This is a genomic window from Herbaspirillum sp., from assembly GCF_017744395.1.
Lineage (GTDB): Bacteria > Pseudomonadota > Gammaproteobacteria > Burkholderiales > Burkholderiaceae_D > Herbaspirillum.
Window position 1 is genome coordinate 339,962 of sequence record NZ_JAGIBI010000002.1, and the last position, 21,535, is coordinate 361,496.

Consider the following 21,535-nt stretch of genomic DNA (forward strand, 5'->3'; position numbering starts at 1 on the left):
ACGCACAGCCGCGCGAACGGATCGTTCTTTCCATGTAAAATCGCGTACCCAAGAACCCACCTCCATCCACAGGACTTGCCATGACCACCGACCTGACCAACGTAGCGCCGCAGATCAAAGCCGAAATCCTGGCTGAGGCGCTGCCTTACATCCGTAAATTCCACGGCAAGACCATCGTCGTCAAGTATGGCGGCAATGCGATGACCGAGGAAAGCCTGAAGCACGGCTTCGCGCGCGATGTGATCCTGTTGAAGCTGGTCGGCATGAACCCGGTGGTGGTGCACGGCGGCGGCCCGCAGATCGATGCCGCGCTGAAGAAGATCGGCAAGCAAGGCACCTTCGTGCAAGGCATGCGCATTACCGACGAAGAAACCATGGAAGTGGTGGAATGGGTGCTGGGCGGCGAGGTGCAGCAGGATATCGTGATGCTGATCAACCATTACGGCGGCCAGGCGGTGGGCCTGACCGGCAAGGATGGCGGCCTGATCCGCGCGCGCCGCATGCAGATGCCGGACAAGGAGAAGCCGGGCCAGTTCCTGGACATCGGTTTCGTGGGCGAGATCGAGGCGATCAATCCGGCGGTGGTCAAGGCGCTGCAGGACGACGCCTTCATCCCCATCATCTCGCCGATCGGCTTCGGCGACGACGGCCAGGCCTACAACATTAACGCCGACGTGGTGGCCGGCAAGATCGCCGAGATCCTGCATGCCGAGAAGCTGATCATGATGACCAATATCGCCGGTGTGCAGGACAAGGCCGGCAACCTGCTGACCGACCTGTCGGCGCGCGAGATCGACGAGATGTTCGCCGACGGCACCATCTCCGGCGGCATGCTGCCGAAGATTTCCTCGGCGCTGGACGCGGCCAAGTCGGGCGTGAATACCGTGCACATCATCGATGGCCGCATCGAGCACTCGCTGTTGCTGGAAGTGCTGACCGAGCAGGCGTTCGGCACCATGATCCGCTCGCACTGATCGCGCAGGACAGCAGTAAAGCAAAAGGGATGAGCATGCTCATCCCTTTTTGTTTGTCCGGCGTGTTGTGTTGGCGCGATTCTTAGTAGATTTGCTCCACGCGTAATCCCTTTTTCTTCAGCAGCGCCGGCACGCTGCCCGGCCCCACCAGATGGAGGATGCCGATGGCGGCCACGGCCTTGTCCTGTTTCGCCAGCAGCGCGGCGATGCCGTCAGCCAGGCCGGGGTTGCGTTCATCCAGCAATGCGTGGCGGGCAAACCGGCTGGCAAAGGACTTGTCGTCATCCATCTCCTTGAGCGCCTGGTCGAAACCGTTGCTGTCGGCGTGACGCCAGGCGCCCACCAGTTCGTCGAGCTTACGCTTGAGGTCGGCATCGTCCAGTTCGTCCAATGTATCGCCCAGGAATTGCGCCTGCTGGGCCGCATTCAGGCGGCTGAAGATCGCCATCTGGCGCTCGGCGCTTTCCAATTCGATGATCTTGCCGCCGTGGCCGCGCACTGCGTCGGCCAAGTGGTTGTCCACGGCCAGTTCCGGCCGGTAGCCGCTGCTGGCGTATTCCTGCACGGTGAGCGCGGTGGCCAGCATCCAGGGGCGGAAATTCTGCAGCCGTTCGGCCGGGAGCTGGTAGCGCCTGAGCGCGGCGAGCGTGCGTTGGGCCAGCGCCGGATCGAGTTGCTGCTCGAAGCGTTGGCCGTCGGGATAGATGCCGTGGCGCTGCACCGCCGCCTGCAGCGCTCCGGCATTTTGCGGATCCAGCTCCAGGGCCAGCGTCGGCGCCGCGGCGAGCGCGCGCGTGATGCGGGGTTCCAGCGGATAGAAATCGGGGGCGCCGACGTGGATGGTGCCGAACAGGTGCATCGTGTGGCGGCCGTCGGAGACGCGGTACAGGGCGCCGCGATTGGGAACCGTCTGGTTGGCGGTATCCGGCGCGGAGATCGGGGCGGCCGATGCCTGCGGCAGGTAAAAGCAGAACAGCAGGGCCAATGTCACTATAATCAATCGTTTTGCAAAACCTTTCACTGCTTGCCTTTCTTTCGTTGCTTCATGGTTCCCGCCCGATGGGCGCGGCCGGTCTGATTTATGGCGTCCAATACTACACCGCTCTGGCTGTTCGATCTCGACAACACCTTGCATAACGCGTCGCACGCGATCTTCCCCGCCATCAACGCCAACATGAACCGCTACATCACACGCGTGCTGGAGCAGGGCGGGCATCCGTGCGACGAGGCGGCGGTCAACCACCTGCGCCGCCATTACTGGAAGCTGTATGGCGCGACGCTGCTTGGCATGGTGCGCCATCATGGCGTGCGCATCGAAGATTTCCTGCATGAAGCGCACCTGTTCGACGACCTGCCGGGCATGGTGCGCGCCGAGCGCGGCATCGGCCGCTGGCTGCGGCAACTGCCGGGGCGCAAGATCCTGCTGACCAACGCGCCGCGCCGCTATTCGCGCGAGCTGGTGCGCCATCTCGGCTTGCAGCGCCATTTCTCGCACCACATCTCGATCGAAGCGATGCGCGTGCATCGCCAGTTGCGCCCCAAGCCTTCGCGCCAGATGCTGCGCAAGCTGCTGGCGCGCGAGAAGGTTAACCCGCGCCGCTGCATCCTGGTGGAGGACACGGTGGACAATCTCAAGACGGCGCGGGAACTGGGGGTACGTACCGCCTGGGTGACGCAATACCTGGTCGGCAATACGATGCTGGGCCATCTGGCGGCGCAGCGCGTGCGCAGCCGCTTGCCGGCCTATGTCGATGTCAAGGTGAGTTCGGTGCGGCAATTGCCGCGGCGGCTGGCGAAGCTGGGCGCCGTACGTTAATTTAGTCTGCGCAGTCCGCGCACCAGCCCTTGATGGTCAATTCCACTTCGTGGCTCTGGAAGCCCTTGCCCAGCGTCTTGCGCAGGGCCGACTGCAGTTGCGCGGCGGTGGAGCGGTGCTTGTCGGCGTCCGGCAGCACGGTGGCCAGGAAGTCGGTGCCGTCGCTGGCATCCAGGCAGAATACGCGCGCGCAGCGGGTGCATTTGAAATGGCCGTGCTGGTGTTGCTTGCCGTGCGTGTGGTCGTGCAGGCCGTGCTCGGGATGGTCGGCGCCGGCGCTGTAGCGGAAGATGCGGTCGTCGCTGGAGATCTTATGGGCCAGGCCGGCTTCGGTCAGGCAGTCCAGCGCGCGGTACAGGGTGACGCGATCCATGCCGGCGAAGCGGTCCTGGATATCCTGGTGCGAGGCGGCGCTGCGGGTTTCCAGCAACGCGCCCAATACGTTCACGCGCGCCTGCGTCACGCGCACGCCGGCCTCGCGCAGTTGCGCTTCCGCCAACGCGGTCATGGCGGCAGCCTGGAGGCTGTGGCTGCTGGCGGGGAGATCGGCGGCTTTGGCTTTCATGGACGGCATTAACGAAGCGACTTGGGACAACTAGGGCAATTCGGTTTGCCGGGGGCTGGCGAAGAAAGAAGCGGCGCGCCAACTCCCGATTCAGCTTCTATTTTAGCCGATGCATGGCGGCGTTTCCTGCCGGCGGCAAGGCCTATTTCGGGCCGTTCTTCTTGGCGCGGGGGTGGGCCTGGTCGTAGACCTGCGCCAGCCGCTGGAAATCGAGGGCAGTATAGACCTGGGTGGCGGTGATGGAGGCATGGCCCAGCATTTCCTGCACCGCGCGCAGGTCGCCGGAGCTCTGCAGCACATGGGAGGCGAACGAGTGGCGCAGCATGTGCGGATGCACATCGCTGGCCATGCCCAGCGCCTGGCCGTGGGTTTTCAGGCGCAGCTGGGTGACGCGCGGCGACATGCGCGTGCCGCGTTCGCTCAGGAACAGGGCATGCCGGTCGGGGCCGGCATCGGGCCTGACCAGCGCGGCGCGGATCGGCAGCCAGTCGGCGATGGCTTGCAGGGCGGCTTGCCCCACCGGCACCTTGCGCTTTTTGCCGCCCTTGCCGGTGACGGTGACTTCGGCATTCTCCTGGTCGATCCAGCCGGCCGACTCGTAAGCGCCTTCCCGGGTATCGGCAATGTCGAGCGTTCCCAGTTCGGACACGCGCAGCCCGCTCGAATACAGCAGCTCGAACATGGCGCGGTTGCAGGCGGCCATCGTGGAAGAGGGATCCTTGCCCGGATCGGTTTGCGACACCAGCCGGATGGCGTCATCGGCGGCCAGCGCCTTGGGCAGCGGCTTGCTTTTCTTGGGCGGCTTCACGCCGTCCACCGGATTGGCCTTGAGCTCGACTTCCATCGACAGCCAGGCGAAAAAGCCGCGCCAGGCCGACAATTTGCGCGAGATCGAGCGCGCATTCAGGCCGCGCGCGTGCAACTGCGCGGCGCATTTGCGGATCTGGAATTGGCTGATGCTGCGGAAATCGAGGGGCGGGGCGCCGGTTGCCGTGCCGGACGGCGCGGACAGCATGCTGTGCAGTTCCTGCAGGTCGCGGCCGTAGTTTTCCGTCGTATGGGCGGACAGTTTGCGCTGGGTGCGCAAGGTGGCGAGGTATTGTTGAATCAACGATTGCGGGGCGGTATCCATCGACGCTCATTCTTCAGGCTGTGCCACGCCGCCCGGGCGTGGCGAAACGGCGGACAAGGGCCCGCGCGCCGGGTCGTCAGCGCAGCAGGCAGGCCAATGCCGCGCTGGCGGTCTCACCGATGCGGGAGAGGAAATCGGTGCCCATGTCCGACGTGAAGCGGTTGGGATCGGCCGATCCCAGCACCAGCAGGCCGAACGAGTCCGGCGAGGCGCCCACGCGCAGCGGCAGGATCGCGACCGACTTGACCGAAGCCGGGTCTTCCAGCCATGCGGCCGCTTCAAAGTCCTTGTTGGGGCCGCAAAACGGCGCGGAAAGGCCGTTGGCGAAAATCTGCGCGTCTTCCGACACCGATTGCGTGAACCATTGCGCGGCATGCGCTTCGGCCAGGTTCCACAGGCGCACGGTGACCTGCGGCACGTGGAAGGTTTCCTTCAACTGCTCGGCCAGCGTGCGCGGCAGGTCTTGTTCATTGCGCGCCAGCAGCAGGGTACGGGTCCATGCCTGGAACTTGCTGGTGATCTCGTCGTTTTCCTGGGCGATGCGCATCAGGTCGGCCATGTGCAGCTCCTGCACCTTGATCTTTTCGCGCAGGACTTCCATCTGGCGTTCCTGCAGGGAAACGGCGCGGCCCATGACCGGGCTGGTCAATTTGATGGTCGACAGCAACTCTGCATGCTCTTCGAAGAAGCCGGGGTGGTCAAGCAGGTATTCGGCAATCAGATTGGAGTCCAGTTGGGTGGTCATCGCTAGTGTGTTCGTATGAGTGTTGCGGCAGTTTGCGGGCGGGGATGCTGAAGTTGCGTGCCGACCGGCAATGCCTGAATTATCGCGAGATTATCCTCGCTATCGGAAATGATGACAATCGCTGGGAGGGGCTCTTCCGGAGTTACAGGCGGGATATTGTCGGGGTAGAATCAGTGGCGTGAGGCCAAGGGGATAAAGCGGCGGGGCATAAGAAACGGGCTTGCATGATTGCTCATGCAAGCCCGAATCGGTTTTAACTCAAGTATTGAACACCGGCATTTTCATGCCGGGGATCAGGTCCTTAAATTAGAACTTGTGGCGGATACCAACTGCCAGAGCGGTCTGGTTGCTGTCGGAACCGGTGGTGCCACCCGAGATGCCCGGGTTCAGGGTGTCCTTGGCGGACAGGAAGCCCAACATGGCATACAGGTCGGTGCGCTTCGACAGGAAGTAGTCTGCGCCCAGGCTGTACTGGATCAGACGGCCCTTCGACGGGTCAGCTGCGACCGGGCTTGCAACGTAGTTGATACGCGAGTAATCAATAGCGGCCATCAGCTTCAGAGCCGGGCTCACGTTGTAGGAACCACCCAGTTCGAAGGTGTCGGTCTTGTCGTTGTTCAGGCCGCCAATGATGTAGGTGGTCGGCTTGGTAACGTCAGCAATTGCAGCCACGCTCGAGCCGGTAGCCCAAGGTTGCTTAGTGCGGCTCCAGCCACCGTACACTGCAGCGTTGCCGAAGGTGTACTTCGCATTCAGGGCGAAGGTCTTGACACCGATATCACCGGCGTGGATGCCAGCGACGTTATCAGCGACGATGTTAAGGTTGGTGTTGTTCAGCAGCGAAGTGTCGGAAGCGGTCTTGCCGACCTTGGCTTGGTAGTATGCGGCGCCCAGAGCCAGAGGACCGTTTTCATACTTCAGGCCAGCACCGAACGATTGACCAGCGGAGGTCTGGCCAGCGGTTTCGCCGAAGCCGTAGATCAGGCTGCCGGTGAAGCCACCCAGGTTGTTGGTGTTGTAACGGATCGAGTTGTTGGTACGGGTACCTTCCAGACGGTTCAGGTTGTTGCCAACGTTACCGGTCCAGCCGCCGAAATCGCCAACGGAGGTCAGCGCGCCGCCCAAGTCGTCCAGGAAGTCGGTTTGACGACCCAGCAGAACAGCACCGAAGCCGCCTTGCAGGCCGACCACGGACTTACGACGGAACAGGTTGGTGGTGCCAGCGGGGCTCTTGTCTTGGCCGTTCAGGGCGCCGGTGTCGTTGTCGAAACCGGTTTCCAGGTTGAACACGGCGCTCAGGCCACCGCCCAGATCTTCAACGCCCTTGAAGCCGATGCGCGAGCCTTGGACGTTGCCGGAGGACAGTTGGAAACGGCTGCCAGTGGCAACATTGCCAACGGTGCCGCCGGTGGCGACTTTGCTGGAGTAAACGATACCGGTATCAACGATACCGTAGATAGTAACGGAGCTTTGTGCTTGAGCAGCACCTGCGAACGCGCCGAGGACGGCCAGTGCCAGCAGAGATTTTTTCATTTGACATCCTTCTATAAAAATAGTCTTGAGGATCCGTACTTCTGGTCGGATGGTGAGACATTAAGGGTTCTCATTTGGCATGGCCGCAGATTGGTCGTTTGGCGGCTGGAATTTTGGTTGAAAGCGCAAAACTCGTTCCCGAGTGTTGTTTTTTTCAAACGCTTTCTATGCGAAAGATGCTCTGGAGGCAGGTTTTCGCTTGCGGAGGACATCTTATTATCGACTGCCGTAGGCGAAACTTGATCTGTTACCTCGCGTATGCTGGTTTGTTGCTAAAACGATGCATTTATGTGGTTTCCCTTCAAATTTTAAAAAAATATGATTTGTAGGGCATAATTTTGGTTTTCTGATCTATCGCGGAAGGCTGATGGCAAATCGAGAGGATCTCGCAATCATCCGTGCTGCGCGGGCCGGTCAGGCTGAGGCGCAGCTTGCTTTGGGCAAGCGTTACCTGTTTGGCGGCAACGGCTTGCCCCAAAGTCCGGGTACGGCATTTCACTGGCTGGAGCGTGCCGCGCGCCAGGGCCTGGCGGATGCATGGATGTTGATCGCCCAGCATATCCCCTATGAGGTGGTGGCTCCCTTGGCCAAGCCGCAGGAGGCGGCTGTCTGGTACGAGCGGGCATTTGATGCCGGGCTGGGCAAGGCCGGCTTGGTGTTTGCCCGGCTGGTATTGGGCAATGCTGCGCAGGCCGGTGCAGATATCAAGAACAAGGCAATCCGGGCATTGGAAGCGGTGGCGCGCGACGGCGACCCGGATGCCCAGTGGCTGCTGGCCCAGCAAAGCCATGAAGTGCAGCCGTTGTCATCGGGGAGCGCAGAAGCGGCAGCCAGTGCGCAAGCGCTGCCTCGGGCGGCTGAGGTCGCCCAGCCGCAAGATGAAATTCGGCAGTGGACCCAACGGGCGGCCGATGCCGGTATCGAGCAGGCTCAGCAGGCCTTGGCCGACGCCGCGTGGCGTCAGTCGGATATCCCGGGCTTTCTCCAGCGCGCCCAGCCTTTGGCTGACGCATTGCTGCGGCAATATGAGCCGTTGGCCGCCCAATTGAATGCGCCGGCCGAGATGCTTGCCTCCAGCCTCGGCGGGCAGAACATACAGTTGTTGCGGCGCCTGGCGCAGGCGCGCCTGGAAGAGGCACAGCCCAACCTGTTGTATGTCCAGCAATTGCTGGAGCTGGCCGCTTTGGCCGGGGACCGCGACGCCCAATTGGGATTGGGGTTGCTGTACGGGCGGATGGACGAGCAAGGCGAACGGCGCTTCCCGGGGCGCGGCTCCGCTAACTATAAGAAGGCGATCCGCTGGCTGACGCTGGCCGGAGAGCAAGGGATGGCCGCCGCCTGGTACGCCCTCTCGCGTATCTACCTGAAGCCGGAGTTTTCCCAGCGCAACCTGGCCGATGTGCAGCATTACCTGGAGCGTGCGGCGGAGATGGGGCACATGGCGGCGCAGCTGGAGTGCGGCGTGACGGCCTGGCGCAACCGCCGCGACGACCCGGCCAACGATGTGCGCGCCCTGTACTGGCTGCAGAAGGCGGCGACCCAGGGCAGCGCCCAGGCGCAGTCCCTGCTGGAAAAGATCGCCGACCGCCCCGGCAGCGCGCCATGGGCGGTGCTGGCGCGTGCGCAACTGACGCGCGAGCAGGTCAATGCCTATCCCTTCCTGGCCGCGCGCATCGAATTGGCGACCGTGTTCGGCCTGACGCGGCCGGAAGCCTTGTTGATCGACCTCAAGCAGGCCGATTGCGGGCATTGCCTGATGGTGGACATCCGCGCCCAGTATGCGCGCAGCAAGCGCCGCCTGATCATGGTCGAGACCGGCGAAGAGCGCGGCGCGCTCAACCGCATCGGCCGCTTGTTCGAAGACGTGGACTGCGGGCCGCTCGGGCCGGAGGGCAATTACCGGCAGCGCTTGTACCGTCTGAAGACAGTGTTGCCGGATGCAGAGTCTGGCGCGGAAGAGATGGACGAGCAAAGCGCGGAAGTCTGACCGGGTTTCCTTGCTCCAATGCAAAACGGCTTGCCGATGTGGCAAGCCGTTTTGTTATCCGGAATCGGTTTATGGCTGCTGTGGTTATTGGTCCGGCAAGTCGATCTCGCCTTCGAACACCGACACCGCCGGACCGGTCATCATCACCGGCTGGCCGGGGCCTTGCCAGGCGATGCTCAGCACGCCGCCATGGGTTTGCACGGCGACGGGCGAATCCAGCAGGCCGCGGCGAATCCCTGCCACTACCGCGGCGCAGGCGCCAGTGCCGCAGGCCAGCGTTTCGCCGGCGCCGCGCTCATACACGCGCAGATTCACATGGTGGCGGTCGACGATTTGCATGAAACCGGCGTTGACCCGCCGCGGGAAACGCGGGTGATGCTCGATCAGCGGGCCGTCCTGCAGCACCGGCGCCGCTTCGCTGTCGGCAACCACCTGCACCGCGTGTGGGTTGCCCATCGACACTACCGAAATCCAGTTTGTCTTGCCGGCAACATCCAGCGGCCAGAGCGCATCCTGGCCTTCCTGGCGGCTTTCCAGACCGGCGCTGTCAAACGGCACGTCGGCCGGCGCCAGGATCGGGGCGCCCATGTCCACCGTGATGCGGCCATCGTCCTCCAGCCGGGGCTCGATGATGCCGGACATGGTTTCGACGCGGATCGAGCGCTTGCCGGTCAGGCCCTTGTCGGTCACGAACTTGACGAAGGCGCGCGCGCCGTTGCCGCATTGCTCGACCTCGCCGCCATCGGCGTTGTAGATGCGGTAACGGAAATCCACGCCGGCGCCGGCGGCCTTTTCGACCACCAGCATCTGGTCGGCGCCGATGCCGAAGCGGCGGTCGGCGATGAACTGCCACTGCGCGGGCGTGAGGGAAATCTCTTGATTGATGGCATCGAGCACGACGAAGTCGTTGCCGGCGCCATGCATCTTGGTGAATTTGATCTTCATGACAGCATTATATGGACAGGGCCGCTTCTTTACAGGGGCGCGTCGCGGCGATAAGGGTCCGGTTCGCCGGGAGGGCGGGTCTTGAAGCGCTTGTGCGCCCAGAAATACTCGGATGGGGCTTCGCGCACGCGCTCTTCGATGAAGGCGTTCATGCGGCGGGTGGCGGCCACGATGTCGTCGCCGGGGTAATCTTTCCAGGCCGGGTAGAAAGTGGTCTTCCAGCCGCGGTAGTTAGGCAGGAAGGTGGTGATGACCGGCACTACATTGGCGCCGGTGGCGGCGGCGATGCGCGCCGTGGCGGTCAGGGTGGCGGCCGGCACGCCGAAGAACGGGACGAATTCGGCGTCGCGGATGCCGAAATCCATGTCCGGCAGCATGATGAAGGGCAGGCCGTCGCGCATGGCGCGGATGATGGGCTTGACGCCTTTCTCTCGGGACAGCAGCGTCACCGGCCGGAAGCGCGAACGGCCCTTGAGCAGCGCATCGTCGACGATCTTGTTCTGCTGGCGGGCGTAGATGGTGCAGACGGAATAGTCCGAATTGAGCACCAGGGCGATGCCGGGAATTTCCAGGCAGACGAAATGCGGGCACAGCAGGATGGTGGGGCCGCTGTTGAGCGTATCGAATGGCACGCCGGGTTCGACCTGGATCAGGCGCTTCAGGCGCGCCTCGGAAGCCCACCACAGCACGCCGCGCTCCAGCGCGCTGCGGGCATAGGCCTGGAAATGCCCGCGCGCGATCCGGCGGCGCTCTTCTTCGGTCTTGTCGGGAAAGCACATGCGCAGGTTGACCAGCGTGATGCGCCGGCGCGGCCGCATATACATATAGAGCAGCGTACCCAATGCCTTGCCCAGGCGGCCGAGGATGGGCAGCGGCAGCCAGTGCAGCAGCCACATGAGTCCGATCAGGGCCCTCATTGCTTGCTCTCCGTCTCTTCCGGCTTGGCCACGCCCTGCGGCACCTTGTAGCGGTTATAACTCCAGATGTATTGCGCCGGGCACTGGGCGATCAGCGCTTCCATCGCTGCATTGATGGCGCGCGCCTGTTGTTGCGGGGTATCGCCCAGTTCGCCTTCGAAAGGCACGAAGCGCACGGCGTAGCCGCGTCCCCATGACAGCCGCTCGGCATAGACCAGGACGATGGGCGCGCCGCTCATCTGGTGCAGCTTGGCCGACAAGGTCATCGTGTAGGCCGGTTTGCCGAAGAATTCGGCCCAGACGCCTTCCCCGTTCTGCGGCACCTGGTCGGGCAGCAGGCCGATCGCCTCGCCGTTCTTGAGCGCCTTGAGCAGGATGCGCACTCCGGCCAGGTTGGCTGGGGCCAGATGCAGGTTGGCGCGCGCCCGGGCACCTTCGATCAGCGGCTTGAGCGCATCCTTGCGCGGCGGGCGGTACAGCGCGCTGAGCCGGGTATGCAGCGCCACGGCTTGCGCGGTGATCTCGAAGCATCCCAGGTGCGGGGTGAGCAGAATCAGGCCGGATTTGGCGTCCAGCGCCTTCCCGGCCAGTTCCCAGCCCTCGATACGGGCCGTGCGCAGCACCCGGCCGGGGGTGGCGCACCAGATGAAGGGCAGTTCGAACATGCCTTTCCCGGCTTCGCCGACTGCTTTATATAGATGGGCACGATGGCCGGCCCGTTCGATGTTGTCGATGAAACGGCGCCGGTAGGAGGGCGAGGCCAGGAATACCAGCCAGCCCATCGCCAGCCCGATGGCGTGCAAAACCGGCAACGGAAAAAAAGACAGCAGGCGGAATAAAGAAACGAGCATACTTGCCGATAACAGGGACAGGAGCGTGAACAGGCTCTGAAAACAACCGTCAAATTGCAGAAAATTGCAAGAGGCGTAAAATAGCACATGCCGTCGAGTTAATGACAACTTGCGAGACGGGGTACAAATATCGCTAAAGCGTCGCAGGCTCGACAAAGGATTGGCCGCGACTGGGTTTAATCACTAATGTTAGAGGCTGCAGCATGTCCAACGAATATCTCTTCACCTCCGAATCCGTCTCCGAAGGCCATCCCGACAAGGTGGCCGACCAGATTTCCGACGCGATCCTGGATGCCATCTTCACCCAAGACCCGCAATCCCGCGTCGCCGCGGAAACCCTGTGCAACACCGGTCTGGTGGTGCTGGCCGGTGAAATCACCACCCGCGCCAACGTCGACTACATCGACGTCGCCCGCGAGACCATCAAGCGCATCGGCTACGACAACGCCGATTTCGGCATCGACTACAAGAGCTGCGCCGTGCTGGTCGCCTACGACAAGCAATCCCCAGACATCGCCCAGGGCGTGGATGAAGGCAAGGGCATCGACCTCGACCAGGGCGCCGGCGACCAGGGCCTGATGTTCGGCTACGCCTGCAACGAAACCCCGGAACTGATGCCGGCCGCGATCTACTACGCGCACCGCATCGTCGAGCGCCAGTCGCAACTGCGCAAGGACGGCCGCCTGCCCTGGCTGCGTCCGGACGCCAAGTCGCAGGTCACGCTGAAGTACGTCGACGGCAAGCCGGTGGGAATCGACACTATCGTGCTGTCTACCCAGCATTCGCCCGAGATGCAGCACAAAGCCATCGAGGAAGCCGCGATCGAAGACATCATCCGCCCGGTGCTGCCGGCCGAGTGGCTGAAGAACACCCGCTACCTGATCAACCCGACCGGCCGCTTCGTCATCGGCGGCCCGCAGGGCGACTGCGGCCTGACCGGCCGCAAGATCATCGTCGACACCTACGGCGGCGCAGCCCCGCACGGCGGCGGCGCGTTCTCCGGCAAGGATCCGTCCAAGGTCGACCGTTCGGCGGCCTACGCCGGCCGTTACGTGGCCAAGAACATCGTGGCCGCCGGCCTGGCCGAGCGCTGCCAGATCCAGGTGTCCTACGCCATCGGCATCGCCAAGCCGACCTCGGTGATGGTTACTACCTTCGGCACCGGCAAGATTTCCGACGAGCAGCTGGAGCACTTGGTGCGCGAGCACTTCGACCTGCGTCCGAAGGGCATCGTGCAGATGCTGGACCTGCTGCGCCCCATCTATTCGAAGACCGCCGCTTACGGCCACTTTGGCCGCGAAGAGCCGGAATTCACCTGGGAGCGCACCGACAAGGCCGCAGCACTGCGCGCCGCCGCCGGCCTGTAATTCCCGACCGGCGAGGGGCAGGCGGCCAAGCGGCGAATCCCGGAAGGGGTTTGCCGAATGCCTGCCCCGCGCTACAATGCACCTCCCGCGGATTTCCATCCGCACGAAGCCTGGATGTGGGCATTGCGCCCAGGCCCGACAGTAAAACCTCACAATGCCTCACCGCGGCAAGGAGCGTTGCGACAGGGAAATCCCTGCCAGGCTTGCTCGTGGTGAACAGGCGCCCGCCAGGGGCCTGGCAACCGCGCTCACGTTACTTTTTTTCTGATTCTATGAAAGGAGGGCGTGAACAGCGCCGTTACCATGACTACCGCATCCCAAGACTACATCATCGCCGACATCGGCCTGGCCGACTGGGGCCGCAAGGAAATCAAGATCGCCGAGACCGAAATGCCGGGCCTGATGGCGATCCGCGAAGAGTTCGCCGCTTCCCAGCCGCTGAAGGGCGCGCGCATCACCGGCTCGCTGCACATGACCATCCAGACCGCCGTGCTGATCCAGACGCTGGAAGCGCTGGGCGCCAAGGTGCGCTGGGCCTCCTGCAACATCTACTCGACCCAGGACCACGCCGCCGCGGCCATCGCCGCCAACGGCACCCCGGTGTTCGCCATCAAGGGTGAAACCCTGGACCAATACTGGGAATACACCCACCGCATCTTCGAATGGACCGACGGCGGCTATTCCAACATGATCCTCGATGACGGCGGCGACGCCACCGTGCTGCTGCACCTGGGCGTGCGCGCGGAAAAGGATATCTCGGTGCTGGACAAGCCCGATTCGGAAGAGGCGGTCTGCCTGTACAACTCCATCAAGCGCTACCTGGCCAAGGACGCCAACTGGTACTCCAAGCGCCTGAAGGAAATCAAGGGCGTCACCGAGGAAACCACCACCGGCGTGCACCGCCTGTACCAGATGCACAAGGAAGGCAAGCTGGCCTTCCCGGCCATCAACGTCAACGACTCGGTCACCAAGTCCAAGTTCGACAACCTGTACGGCTGCCGCGAATCGCTGGTGGACGGCATCAAGCGCGCCACCGACGTGATGGTGGCCGGCAAGGTCGCCATCGTGGCCGGCTACGGCGACGTCGGCAAGGGCTCGGCGCAGGCGCTGCGCGCGCTGTCGGCGCAAGTCTGGGTTACCGAAATCGACCCGATCTGCGCGCTGCAGGCCGCCATGGAAGGCTACCGCGTGGTCACCATGGATTACGCCGCAGAACACGGCGACATCTTCGTCACCTGCACCGGCAACTACCATGTGATCACCCATGAGCACATGAAGAAGATGAAGGACCAGGCCATTGTCTGCAACATCGGCCACTTCGACAACGAGATCGAAGTCGCCGCCCTGAAGCAGTACACCTGGGAAAACATCAAGCCGCAGGTCGACCACGTGATCTTCCCGGACGGCAAGCGCATCATCCTGCTGGCCGAAGGCCGCCTGGTCAACCTGGGCTGCGCCACCGGCCACCCGTCCTACGTGATGAGCTCGTCGTTCGCCAACCAGACCATCGCCCAGATCGAACTGTTCGTGAACACCAAGAACTACCCGGTCGGCGTCTACACGCTGCCCAAGCACCTGGATGAGAAGGTCGCGCGCCTGCAGTTGAAGAAGCTCAATGCCCAGCTGTCGACGCTCACCCCGGAACAGGCGGCCTATATCGGCGTCAAGGTGGAAGGCCCGTACAAAGCCGACCACTACCGCTACTGATCGGCGGCGGAGCCCGGCCTGTCTGTTGCCGGGCTCCTTCTTATTTTTGCGACAAGGCCCGAACCGAAAGGAATTGCCATCATGATGCTGTTGCTGACCTGGCTGATCAATGCCCTGGCCCTGCTGGCCGTTCCCTACCTGATGCACTCGGTGCAGGTCGACAGTTTCGGCTCGGCGCTGGTGGCCGCGCTGATCCTCGGTTTCGTCAACACCATCGTGCGCCCGATCCTGGTGGTGCTGACGCTGCCGGTGACCCTGCTCACGCTGGGCCTGTTCATCCTCATCATCAACGGCCTGATGTTCTGGGTGGTGGCGCAACTGGTGGGCGGTTTCCATGTCGCCGGTTTCTGGTCGGCGGTCGGCGGCGCGCTGCTCTACAGCATCGTGTCCTGGGCCTTGTCCACGCTGTTGCTGAAATCCGGATCGAATAAATAATGAGCAAGCATAATTTCAGTATCGAGTTCTTCCCGCCCAAGACGCCGGAGGGGACGGAAAAGCTGCGCGCCACGCGCGCCAAGCTGGCTGAATTGCAGCCCAAGTACTTCTCGGTGACCTTCGGCGCCGGCGGCTCGACCCAGCAGGGTACCCGCGACACCGTGCTGGACATCATCGGCGAAGGCCACGATGCGGCGCCGCACCTGTCCTGCATCGGCAGCTCGCGCGACAGCCTGCGCGCCATCCTGAACGACTACAAGGCCAACGGCGTCAAGCGCCTGGTGGCGCTGCGCGGCGATTTGCCCAGCGGCTATGGCGCGCTGAGCCAGGAAGCCGGCGCATTCCGTTACGCCAACGAACTGGTCGAGTTCGTGCGGGCCGAGACCGGCGACTGGTTCCACATCGAAGTGGCGGCCTATCCCGAGATGCACCCGCAGGCCAAGTCGCCGCAGGACGATGTGCAGAACTACGCGCGCAAGGTGAAGGCCGGCGCCGATTCGGCCATCACGCAATACTTCTACAACGCGGATGCCTATTTCCGCTTCGTGGAAGATGCCGCCAAGCTGGGCGCCGATGTGCCGGTCATCGCCGGCATCATGCCCATCACCAACTACTCGCAACTGGTGCGTTTCTCGGACATGTGCGGCACGGAAATCCCGCGCTGGATACGCCTGAAGCTAGCCAGCTACGGCGACGACGTCGACTCGATCCGCGCTTTCGGGCTGGATGTGGTGAGCCAGTTGTGCGAACGCCTGCTGGCCGGCGGCGCGCCTGGCCTGCATTTCTATTCGCTCAACCAGGCCGCGCCGACGCAGGCGATCTGGCAACGCCTGGTCAAGTAAGGCTGGCGGGAAACTGAAGTAGCAATAAAAAATCCGGACAGATGTCCGGATTTTTTTATTGCCGTTTCATCCGCCGTGCCTATTCGACGGCATCGGTCAGCACCAGGTCGAGCGGCATGTCATGCGCTTCGGCAGCGAACTCGACCAATCCGAAGCCATAACACACCCCTACCGCCAGCGGACGGTGCGGGCCTGCCAGCGTACGGTCGTAATATCCGCCGCCATAACCCAGGCGCATGCCGGCGGCATTGAAACCGACGCAGGGCACCAACAGCGCCTGCGGCTGTACCAGCGGCGCCTCTTCGCCGGGCACCAGCGTTCCCAGCGCATCTTTTTTCAGTGGTTCTCCTGGCAGCCAGCGGCGAAATTCCAGGGGCGCCTCCCGGGCGGCCACAATCGGCAACGACAAGTGCACCCCGCGCGCGACCAGCGCGTTATAAGCGGCAAGGAGATCCGGTTCCCCGCGGATGGGATGGTAGACGCCGAGGCTGGCGATGCCGTGCGACAGGCACCAGGCCAGCACGCGGCGGCCGATCAGTTCGTCCGAGACCGCCTTGCCGTGCGTATCCAAGGCTTTGCGGCGCGCCAGCAGGTCGGCGCGCAAGGCGGTCTTGAACTGCTTTTCCAGGGCTTTTTCCCGGTCCGGCGCGTGGGTGCCGCATGCTATGCTTGGCGTCGTCATCTGTTCCGTTGTCTTATTCACAGTAGGTTGTACAAGAATGCGCCTGAAGAATTATTTGTTCGGCAAATGCCTGCGTCCGCTGGCAGTTTCCCTGGCCGTGGCCATCGGCGCGGGCTTCGGCCTCGTTCCCGAAGCCCAGGCGCAGAAGCGCCTTGCGCCCGACGCTTCCCCGGACGACATCTTCCTGGCGCTGCGCCAGGCCGCCGCCAGCGACAACGGAGCGCTGGCGCAGGACCTGGCGGGGCGCCTGTCGGGTTACGAGCTGCAGTCGTACGTCGACTATTATCGGCTCAAACCGCGCGTGCGTGACTATTCCGCCAGCGAGCAGGAGATCCGCGACTTCATGGCCCGCTACGAAGGCCAGGCCCTGGTCGACCGCCTGCGCAACGATTGGCTGCTGGCGCTGGGCAAGACCGGCAACTGGGCCTTGTTCGACGAGCAATATCCGAAGTTCGTACTGGACGACGACGTGCAGGTCAAATGCTTCGCCCTCAACTCGCGCGCGCTCAAGGGAGCCAACGTCGCCGACGAGGCGCGCGCGCTGCTGGTGACGCCCAAGGATTACGGCCAGGGCTGCAGCGACCTGATCGCCACGCTGGCGCAGAACGGCCAGTTCAGCGACGCCGACGTCTGGTTCCAGATCCGCCAGGCCGCCGAGAATGGCAACACCACTGTCGCGCGCCGCGCCTCGGTGCTGGTCGACAGCGGCGACGCCACCGTGCAGCAGGTCATGGACAAGCCCGCGCTGATGCTGGCCAAGGGCCCCGGCAGCGGCGCCGCCAACCATCAGCTCTATATTATCGCGCTGGGCCGTATCGCCAAGAGCAATCCGGCCCAGGCCGCGAGCTATCTCAGCGACCGCGGGCGCCAGATGACGGCGCAGGAAATCGCGCAAGGCTGGGCGCAGATCGCGCTGGCGGCTTCCTACAAGCTGGCGCCGGAAGCGCTGGACTACTGGCGCCGCGCCAAGGATGCGCCGCTGACGCAGGACGCGATGCAATGGAAGGCGCGCATGGCGCTGCGCGCAGGAGACTGGAAGACCGTGCGCAGCACCATCGAAGGCATGCCCGCGGCGCTGCGCAACGACATCACCTGGGTCTACTGGCTCGGCCGCGCGCTGAAAGAGGACGGCCAGAACGAGGCCGCGCGCCGCCTGTTCGAATCGATCTCCGCCAACTTCAGTTTCTACGGCCAGCTGGCGCTGGAGGAGCTGGGCCAGAAGATCACCATCCCGCCCGGCCCGACGCCGCCGACGGCCGGCGAGATCGCCGTCTATTCGCAAAATGCCGGTTTCAAGCGTTCGCTCAAGTTCTACCAGCTCAACCTGCGCTACGAGGCGATCCGCGAATGGAACTGGGAACTGCGCAAGATGAGCGACCGCCAGCTGCTGGCCGTGGCCGAGTATGCGCGCCAGAACGACGTGCTGGACCGTATGGTCAATACGTCCGACCGCACCCGTTCCGAGTTCGACTTCACTCAGCGCTTCCCGGCGCCGCACCTGACCGAGATGAACGCGGCCACGCGTCCGCTGGGGATGGAGAATGCCTGGGTCTACGGCCTGATCCGCCAGGAGTCGCGCTTCATCAAGAGCGCTCGTTCGCACGTCGGCGCTTCCGGCCTGATGCAATTGATGCCGGCTACCGCCAAGTTCGTCGCCAAGAAGATCGGCATGACCGAATTCACCTCCGACCAGGTCAACGACATCAATACCAACCTGCTGTTGGGCACCAGCTATCTCGGCATGGTGCTGAACAACCTGGACGGCTCGGAAACGCTGGCCACCGCCGGCTACAACGCCGGGCCGGGCCGCCCGCGCACCTGGCGCTCGACGCTGCCGCGCACGGTCGAGGGGGCGATCTTCGCCGAGATCATCCCGTTCAACGAAACCCGGGGCTATGTCAAGAACGTGATGTCCAATGCGACGTACTATGCGGCCATGTTCGAGAACCGTCCGCAATCGCTCAAGCAACGCATGGGCACGGTGGCGCCTAATTCCAACGTAGCCACCGACCTGCCCTGATTCGAACCTGTTCCGCCGCGACGCCGGCGGTGCAGGGCTACAGGAGGTGCAGCATGGCAGTACGCAAGATTCTCGTCGTCGGCGGCTCAGGCTTCATCGGCACGCGGCTGGTGCAACTGCTGGGCGGCGCCACCGATTGCCGCGTCATGGTGCCGACCCGCCGCTACGAGCGCGCCAAGCACCTGCTGGTGTCGCCGGTAGTGTCGGTGGTGCAGGCGGATATCCACGATGACGCGATGCTGTCGCAACTGGTGGCCGAGGCGGACGTGGTGATCAACCTGGTGGGCATCCTGCATTCGCGCCCGGCGCGCGGCGGCCAGCCTTACGGCGCGGATTTCGAGCGGCAGCATGTGATCCTGCCGCGCCGCATCGCCGCCGCTTGCGCGCGGCATGGCGTGCCGCGCTACCTGCACATGAGCGCGCTGGGCGCCGATGCGAACGGGCCGTCGATGTACCTGCGTTCCAAGGCGGCCGGCGAGCGCGAGGCGCTGGCGGCGCCCGGGGTGGAAGTCGCCGTCTTCCGGCCTTCGGTCGTGTTCGGCGAGGGCGACCATTTCCTCAACCTGTTCGCCGGCCTGCAGAAGCGCTTCCCGGTGATCCCGCTGGGCAGTGCGCAGGCGCGCTTCCAGCCGGTGTACGTGGGCGACGTTGCGCAGGCTTTTGGCAAGGCGGTTACACTGCCGCATGTGGGCGGCAAGATATATGAGCTGGGCGGACCGCGGCAGTACAGCTTGCGCGAACTGGTGCAACTGGCGGGCTGGTACAGCGGACATCGGCGTCCCATCGTGGCTTTGCCGCCGGCGCTGGGCCTGTTGCAGGCCTGGATGCTGGAACGCTTGCCGGGCAAGCTGATGAGCCGCGACAATGTCGCCTCGATGCGGGTGGACAATGTCATGTCCACCCGCATCGCGCCGGAATTGGAGCTGGTCCCGACGGCGCTGGAAGCGGTCGCGCCGGCCTGCCTGGCGCCGTACAATCCGCAGCGCCAGTTCGATACGTTCCGCAGCAACGCAAGGCGCTAAGAACAGGTTCCAAAACGTTCGCGCCATTTTTCGATCCCAAGAAAAGAGCCTTTATGCAAGACACAGAACTCGATCCGGTATTGTCCGAAACGCTGCGCAAGGCCGGCCGCCATATGCCGACGCTGGTGATCGGCAACAAGAATTACTCGTCGTGGTCGATGCGCCCGTGGGTGGCGATGACTGCGTTCGACATCCCTTTCAAGGAAGTGCGGGTGCTGCTGGACCAGCCCGACACCGCTGCCGAGATCGCCCGCTATAGCGGCTCTGGCCGGGTGCCGGTCTTGCTGGACGGTGACATGGCGATCTGGGATTCGCTGTCCATCTGCGAATACCTGGCCGAGCAGTTTCCCGAGCGCGGCCTGTGGCCGGCGCGCACCGACGCGCGCGCCATCGCGCGCAGCATCAGCGCCGAGATGCACTCCGGTTTCACCGGCCTGCGCAGCGCCATGAGCATGGACATCCGCGGCCGCTATCCGGGCCAGGGACGCACGCCCGAGGCGCAGGCCGACATCGGCCGCGTCTGCGAGATCTGGGAAGAGTGCCTGTCGCAGTTCGGCCACCATGAATTCCTGTTCGGCGACTTCTCGATCGCCGACGCCTTCTATGCGCCGGTGGTGATGCGCTTCACCAGCTACCAGGTGCCGCTGGCGCCGGCGCTGCAAGCCTATGCCGACCGCGTCAGGGAGCATCCGGCCGTGGCGCGCTGGATTGCCGAGGCCCTGGCCGAGAAGGAAATCCTGCCCGGCCACAAATGATGAAGACCTACACCGTCGGCGGCGCAGTGCGCGACGGCCTGCTCGGCCTGCCGGTGAAGGACCGCGACCACGTGGTGGTCGGCGCCACGCCCGAAGAGATGCTGGCGCAGGGCTTCCGTCCGGTGGGCAAGGATTTCCCGGTATTCCTGCATCCCGATACCCACGAGGAGTACGCGCTGGCGCGCACCGAGCGCAAGACCGCGCCCGGTTACAAGGGGTTCGCTTTCCATGCCGCGCCCGACGTTACTCTGGAAGATGACCTGGCGCGGCGTGACCTCACCATCAACGCCATCGCCCAGGACGAGGATGGCACGCTGGTCGATCCTTATCACGGCCAGGCGGATATCGAACGCCGCATCTTCCGCCATGTCTCCGACGCCTTCATCGAGGATCCGGTACGCATCCTGCGCGTGGCGCGTTTCGCCGCCCGTTTCGCCGATTTCACCGTGGCGCCGGAAACCAATGCGCTGATGCGGCGCATGGTGGAGGAGGGCGAGGTCGATGCGCTGGTGCCGGAGCGTGTCTGGCAGGAAATCGCGCGCGGCTTGATGGAGGCGAAACCCTCGCGCATGTTCGAGGTGCTGCGTGGCTGCGGCGCGCTGGCGCGCATCATCCCCGAGCTGGATGCCCTGTGGGGCGTGCCGCAACCGGAAAAATGGCATCCCGAGATCGACACCGGCGTGCATGTGATGCTGGCCATCGACTGGGCCGCAGCGCAAGGCCATGCCTTGCCGATCCGTTTCGCCGTATTGATGCACGACCTCGGCAAAGGCGCCACGCCGCCCGAAATGTGGCCGCGCCACCATGGCCACGAAGCGCGTAGCGTGCAACTGGCCGAACAGGTCTGCGCGCGCCTGAAGGCGCCGGGCGACTGCCGCGACCTGGCGCTGATGACCGCGCGCGAACACGGCAATGTCGGCCGCGCCTTCGAGATGCGCCCGGCCACGCTGGTGACGCTGTTCTCGCGCTGCGACGCCTTCCGCAAGCCGCAGCGCTTCGTCGACATGCTGCGCGCATCCGAATGCGACCACCGCGGCCGCACCGGTTTCGAAGACGAGCCCTTTCCGCAGGCCGCTTACCTGGAGGGGGCGCTGAAGGCGGCGCAAGGCATCGATGCCGGCGCCATCGCGAGCCAGCACCAGGCGCAGCCGCAAAAGATTCCCGAAGCGATCCATGCCGCGCGCAGCGCGCAAGTGGAAGCGTTCGTTACCACCCATCGGCCAGCGGAGCCGGACTGAAT

Annotated in this window: 20 protein-coding genes and 1 riboswitch; of the genes, 11 read left to right on the plus strand and 9 right to left on the minus strand. The window is 63.9% G+C overall.

The window, feature by feature from the left end:
• The first annotated feature begins 80 nt into the window (after positions 1–80).
• On the plus strand, positions 81–974 hold the full coding sequence (gene argB, locus J7548_RS07430) for an acetylglutamate kinase (RefSeq protein WP_050467787.1): 894 nt from the start codon (positions 81–83) through the stop codon (positions 972–974).
• Positions 975–1,056: 82 nt separating this feature from the next.
• Here argB and J7548_RS07435 read toward each other — a convergent pair whose 3' ends face one another.
• Complete coding sequence (locus tag J7548_RS07435) at positions 1,057–1,965, minus strand: TraB/GumN family protein (protein WP_290972513.1); 909 nt, start codon at positions 1,963–1,965, stop codon at positions 1,057–1,059.
• 90 nt (positions 1,966–2,055) lie between these two features.
• On the opposite strand from J7548_RS07435, the gene J7548_RS07440 reads away from it, so the two are divergent.
• Positions 2,056–2,790, plus strand: coding sequence for a pyrimidine 5'-nucleotidase (locus J7548_RS07440; protein ID WP_290972515.1), 735 nt, complete (start codon positions 2,056–2,058; stop codon positions 2,788–2,790).
• A 1-nt stretch (position 2,791) separates the two neighbouring features.
• On the opposite strand, the gene J7548_RS07445 is transcribed toward J7548_RS07440, so the two are convergent.
• The 4 genes from J7548_RS07445 to J7548_RS07460 form a co-directional block, all read right to left on the minus strand.
• Entirely contained in the window at positions 2,792–3,364 is a 573-nt protein-coding gene (locus J7548_RS07445; RefSeq protein ID WP_290972517.1) for a transcriptional repressor, read from the minus strand.
• A 133-nt stretch (positions 3,365–3,497) separates the two neighbouring features.
• On the minus strand, positions 3,498–4,487 hold the full coding sequence (locus J7548_RS07450) for a tyrosine recombinase XerC (RefSeq protein WP_290972519.1): 990 nt from the start codon (positions 4,485–4,487) through the stop codon (positions 3,498–3,500).
• 76 nt (positions 4,488–4,563) lie between these two features.
• Positions 4,564–5,232, minus strand: coding sequence for a DUF484 family protein (locus tag J7548_RS07455; RefSeq protein ID WP_290972522.1), 669 nt, complete (start codon positions 5,230–5,232; stop codon positions 4,564–4,566).
• Between the two features lie 306 nt (positions 5,233–5,538).
• Positions 5,539–6,765, minus strand: coding sequence for a porin (locus tag J7548_RS07460; RefSeq protein ID WP_290972524.1), 1,227 nt, complete (start codon positions 6,763–6,765; stop codon positions 5,539–5,541).
• A 367-nt stretch (positions 6,766–7,132) separates the two neighbouring features.
• Between J7548_RS07460 and J7548_RS07465 the strand changes: the two genes are divergently transcribed.
• Positions 7,133–8,752, plus strand: a complete 1,620-nt coding sequence (locus J7548_RS07465; RefSeq protein WP_290972560.1) for a hypothetical protein — start codon at positions 7,133–7,135, stop codon at positions 8,750–8,752.
• 84 nt (positions 8,753–8,836) lie between these two features.
• On the opposite strand, the gene dapF is transcribed toward J7548_RS07465, so the two are convergent.
• From dapF to J7548_RS07480, 3 genes are read right to left on the minus strand one after another with little or no spacing between them, the layout of a single operon-like run.
• Positions 8,837–9,697: a diaminopimelate epimerase gene (dapF, locus tag J7548_RS07470; protein ID WP_290972562.1), complete on the minus strand. Its 861-nt coding sequence runs from the start codon at positions 9,695–9,697 to the stop codon at positions 8,837–8,839.
• 29 nt (positions 9,698–9,726) lie between these two features.
• The gene (locus J7548_RS07475; RefSeq protein ID WP_290972564.1) at positions 9,727–10,614 is read right to left on the minus strand and encodes a lipid A biosynthesis acyltransferase; all 888 of its coding nucleotides are present in this window, start codon (positions 10,612–10,614) and stop codon (positions 9,727–9,729) included.
• Positions 10,611–11,486, minus strand: coding sequence for a lysophospholipid acyltransferase family protein (locus tag J7548_RS07480; RefSeq protein WP_366005124.1), 876 nt, complete (start codon positions 11,484–11,486; stop codon positions 10,611–10,613). The genes J7548_RS07475 and J7548_RS07480 overlap by 4 nt, the downstream gene beginning before the upstream one ends.
• Positions 11,487–11,668: 182 nt before the next feature.
• On the opposite strand from J7548_RS07480, the gene metK reads away from it, so the two are divergent.
• From metK to metF, 4 genes are all read left to right on the plus strand, one after another.
• Positions 11,669–12,832: a methionine adenosyltransferase gene (gene metK, locus J7548_RS07485; RefSeq protein ID WP_290972567.1), complete on the plus strand. Its 1,164-nt coding sequence runs from the start codon at positions 11,669–11,671 to the stop codon at positions 12,830–12,832.
• A gap of 163 nt (positions 12,833–12,995) precedes the next feature.
• Positions 12,996–13,089: riboswitch (S-adenosyl-L-homocysteine riboswitch) on the plus strand.
• A 28-nt stretch (positions 13,090–13,117) separates the two neighbouring features.
• Complete coding sequence (gene ahcY / locus J7548_RS07490; RefSeq protein ID WP_290972570.1) at positions 13,118–14,539, plus strand: adenosylhomocysteinase; 1,422 nt, start codon at positions 13,118–13,120, stop codon at positions 14,537–14,539.
• A gap of 81 nt (positions 14,540–14,620) precedes the next feature.
• Positions 14,621–14,974, plus strand: coding sequence for a phage holin family protein (locus J7548_RS07495; RefSeq protein WP_290972573.1), 354 nt, complete (start codon positions 14,621–14,623; stop codon positions 14,972–14,974).
• Positions 14,974–15,816, plus strand: coding sequence for a methylenetetrahydrofolate reductase [NAD(P)H] (gene metF / locus J7548_RS07500; RefSeq protein WP_290972576.1), 843 nt, complete (start codon positions 14,974–14,976; stop codon positions 15,814–15,816). Before J7548_RS07495 ends, metF begins: the two co-directional genes overlap by 1 nt.
• 79 nt (positions 15,817–15,895) lie before the next feature.
• On the opposite strand, the gene J7548_RS07505 is transcribed toward metF, so the two are convergent.
• The gene (locus J7548_RS07505) at positions 15,896–16,498 is read right to left on the minus strand and encodes a 5-formyltetrahydrofolate cyclo-ligase (protein WP_290972579.1); all 603 of its coding nucleotides are present in this window, start codon (positions 16,496–16,498) and stop codon (positions 15,896–15,898) included.
• A gap of 37 nt (positions 16,499–16,535) precedes the next feature.
• Here J7548_RS07505 and J7548_RS07510 point away from each other — a divergent pair, with 37 nt between their 5' ends.
• Genes J7548_RS07510 through J7548_RS07525 form a run of 4 tightly spaced genes read left to right on the plus strand, consistent with a single transcriptional unit; the run spans position 16,536 to position 21,533 of the window.
• Positions 16,536–18,518: a lytic transglycosylase domain-containing protein gene (locus tag J7548_RS07510; RefSeq protein WP_290972582.1), complete on the plus strand. Its 1,983-nt coding sequence runs from the start codon at positions 16,536–16,538 to the stop codon at positions 18,516–18,518.
• A 53-nt stretch (positions 18,519–18,571) separates the two neighbouring features.
• Positions 18,572–19,540, plus strand: coding sequence for a complex I NDUFA9 subunit family protein (locus J7548_RS07515; RefSeq protein ID WP_290972585.1), 969 nt, complete (start codon positions 18,572–18,574; stop codon positions 19,538–19,540).
• A 53-nt stretch (positions 19,541–19,593) separates the two neighbouring features.
• Positions 19,594–20,295 carry a glutathione S-transferase family protein gene (locus J7548_RS07520; protein WP_290972588.1) on the plus strand — a complete coding sequence of 234 codons (702 nt, stop codon included), beginning with the start codon at positions 19,594–19,596 and terminating at the stop codon, positions 20,293–20,295.
• Entirely contained in the window at positions 20,295–21,533 is a 1,239-nt protein-coding gene (locus J7548_RS07525; protein ID WP_290973340.1) for a multifunctional CCA addition/repair protein, read from the plus strand. Before J7548_RS07520 ends, J7548_RS07525 begins: the two co-directional genes overlap by 1 nt.
• Positions 21,534–21,535: the final 2 nt, after the last annotated feature.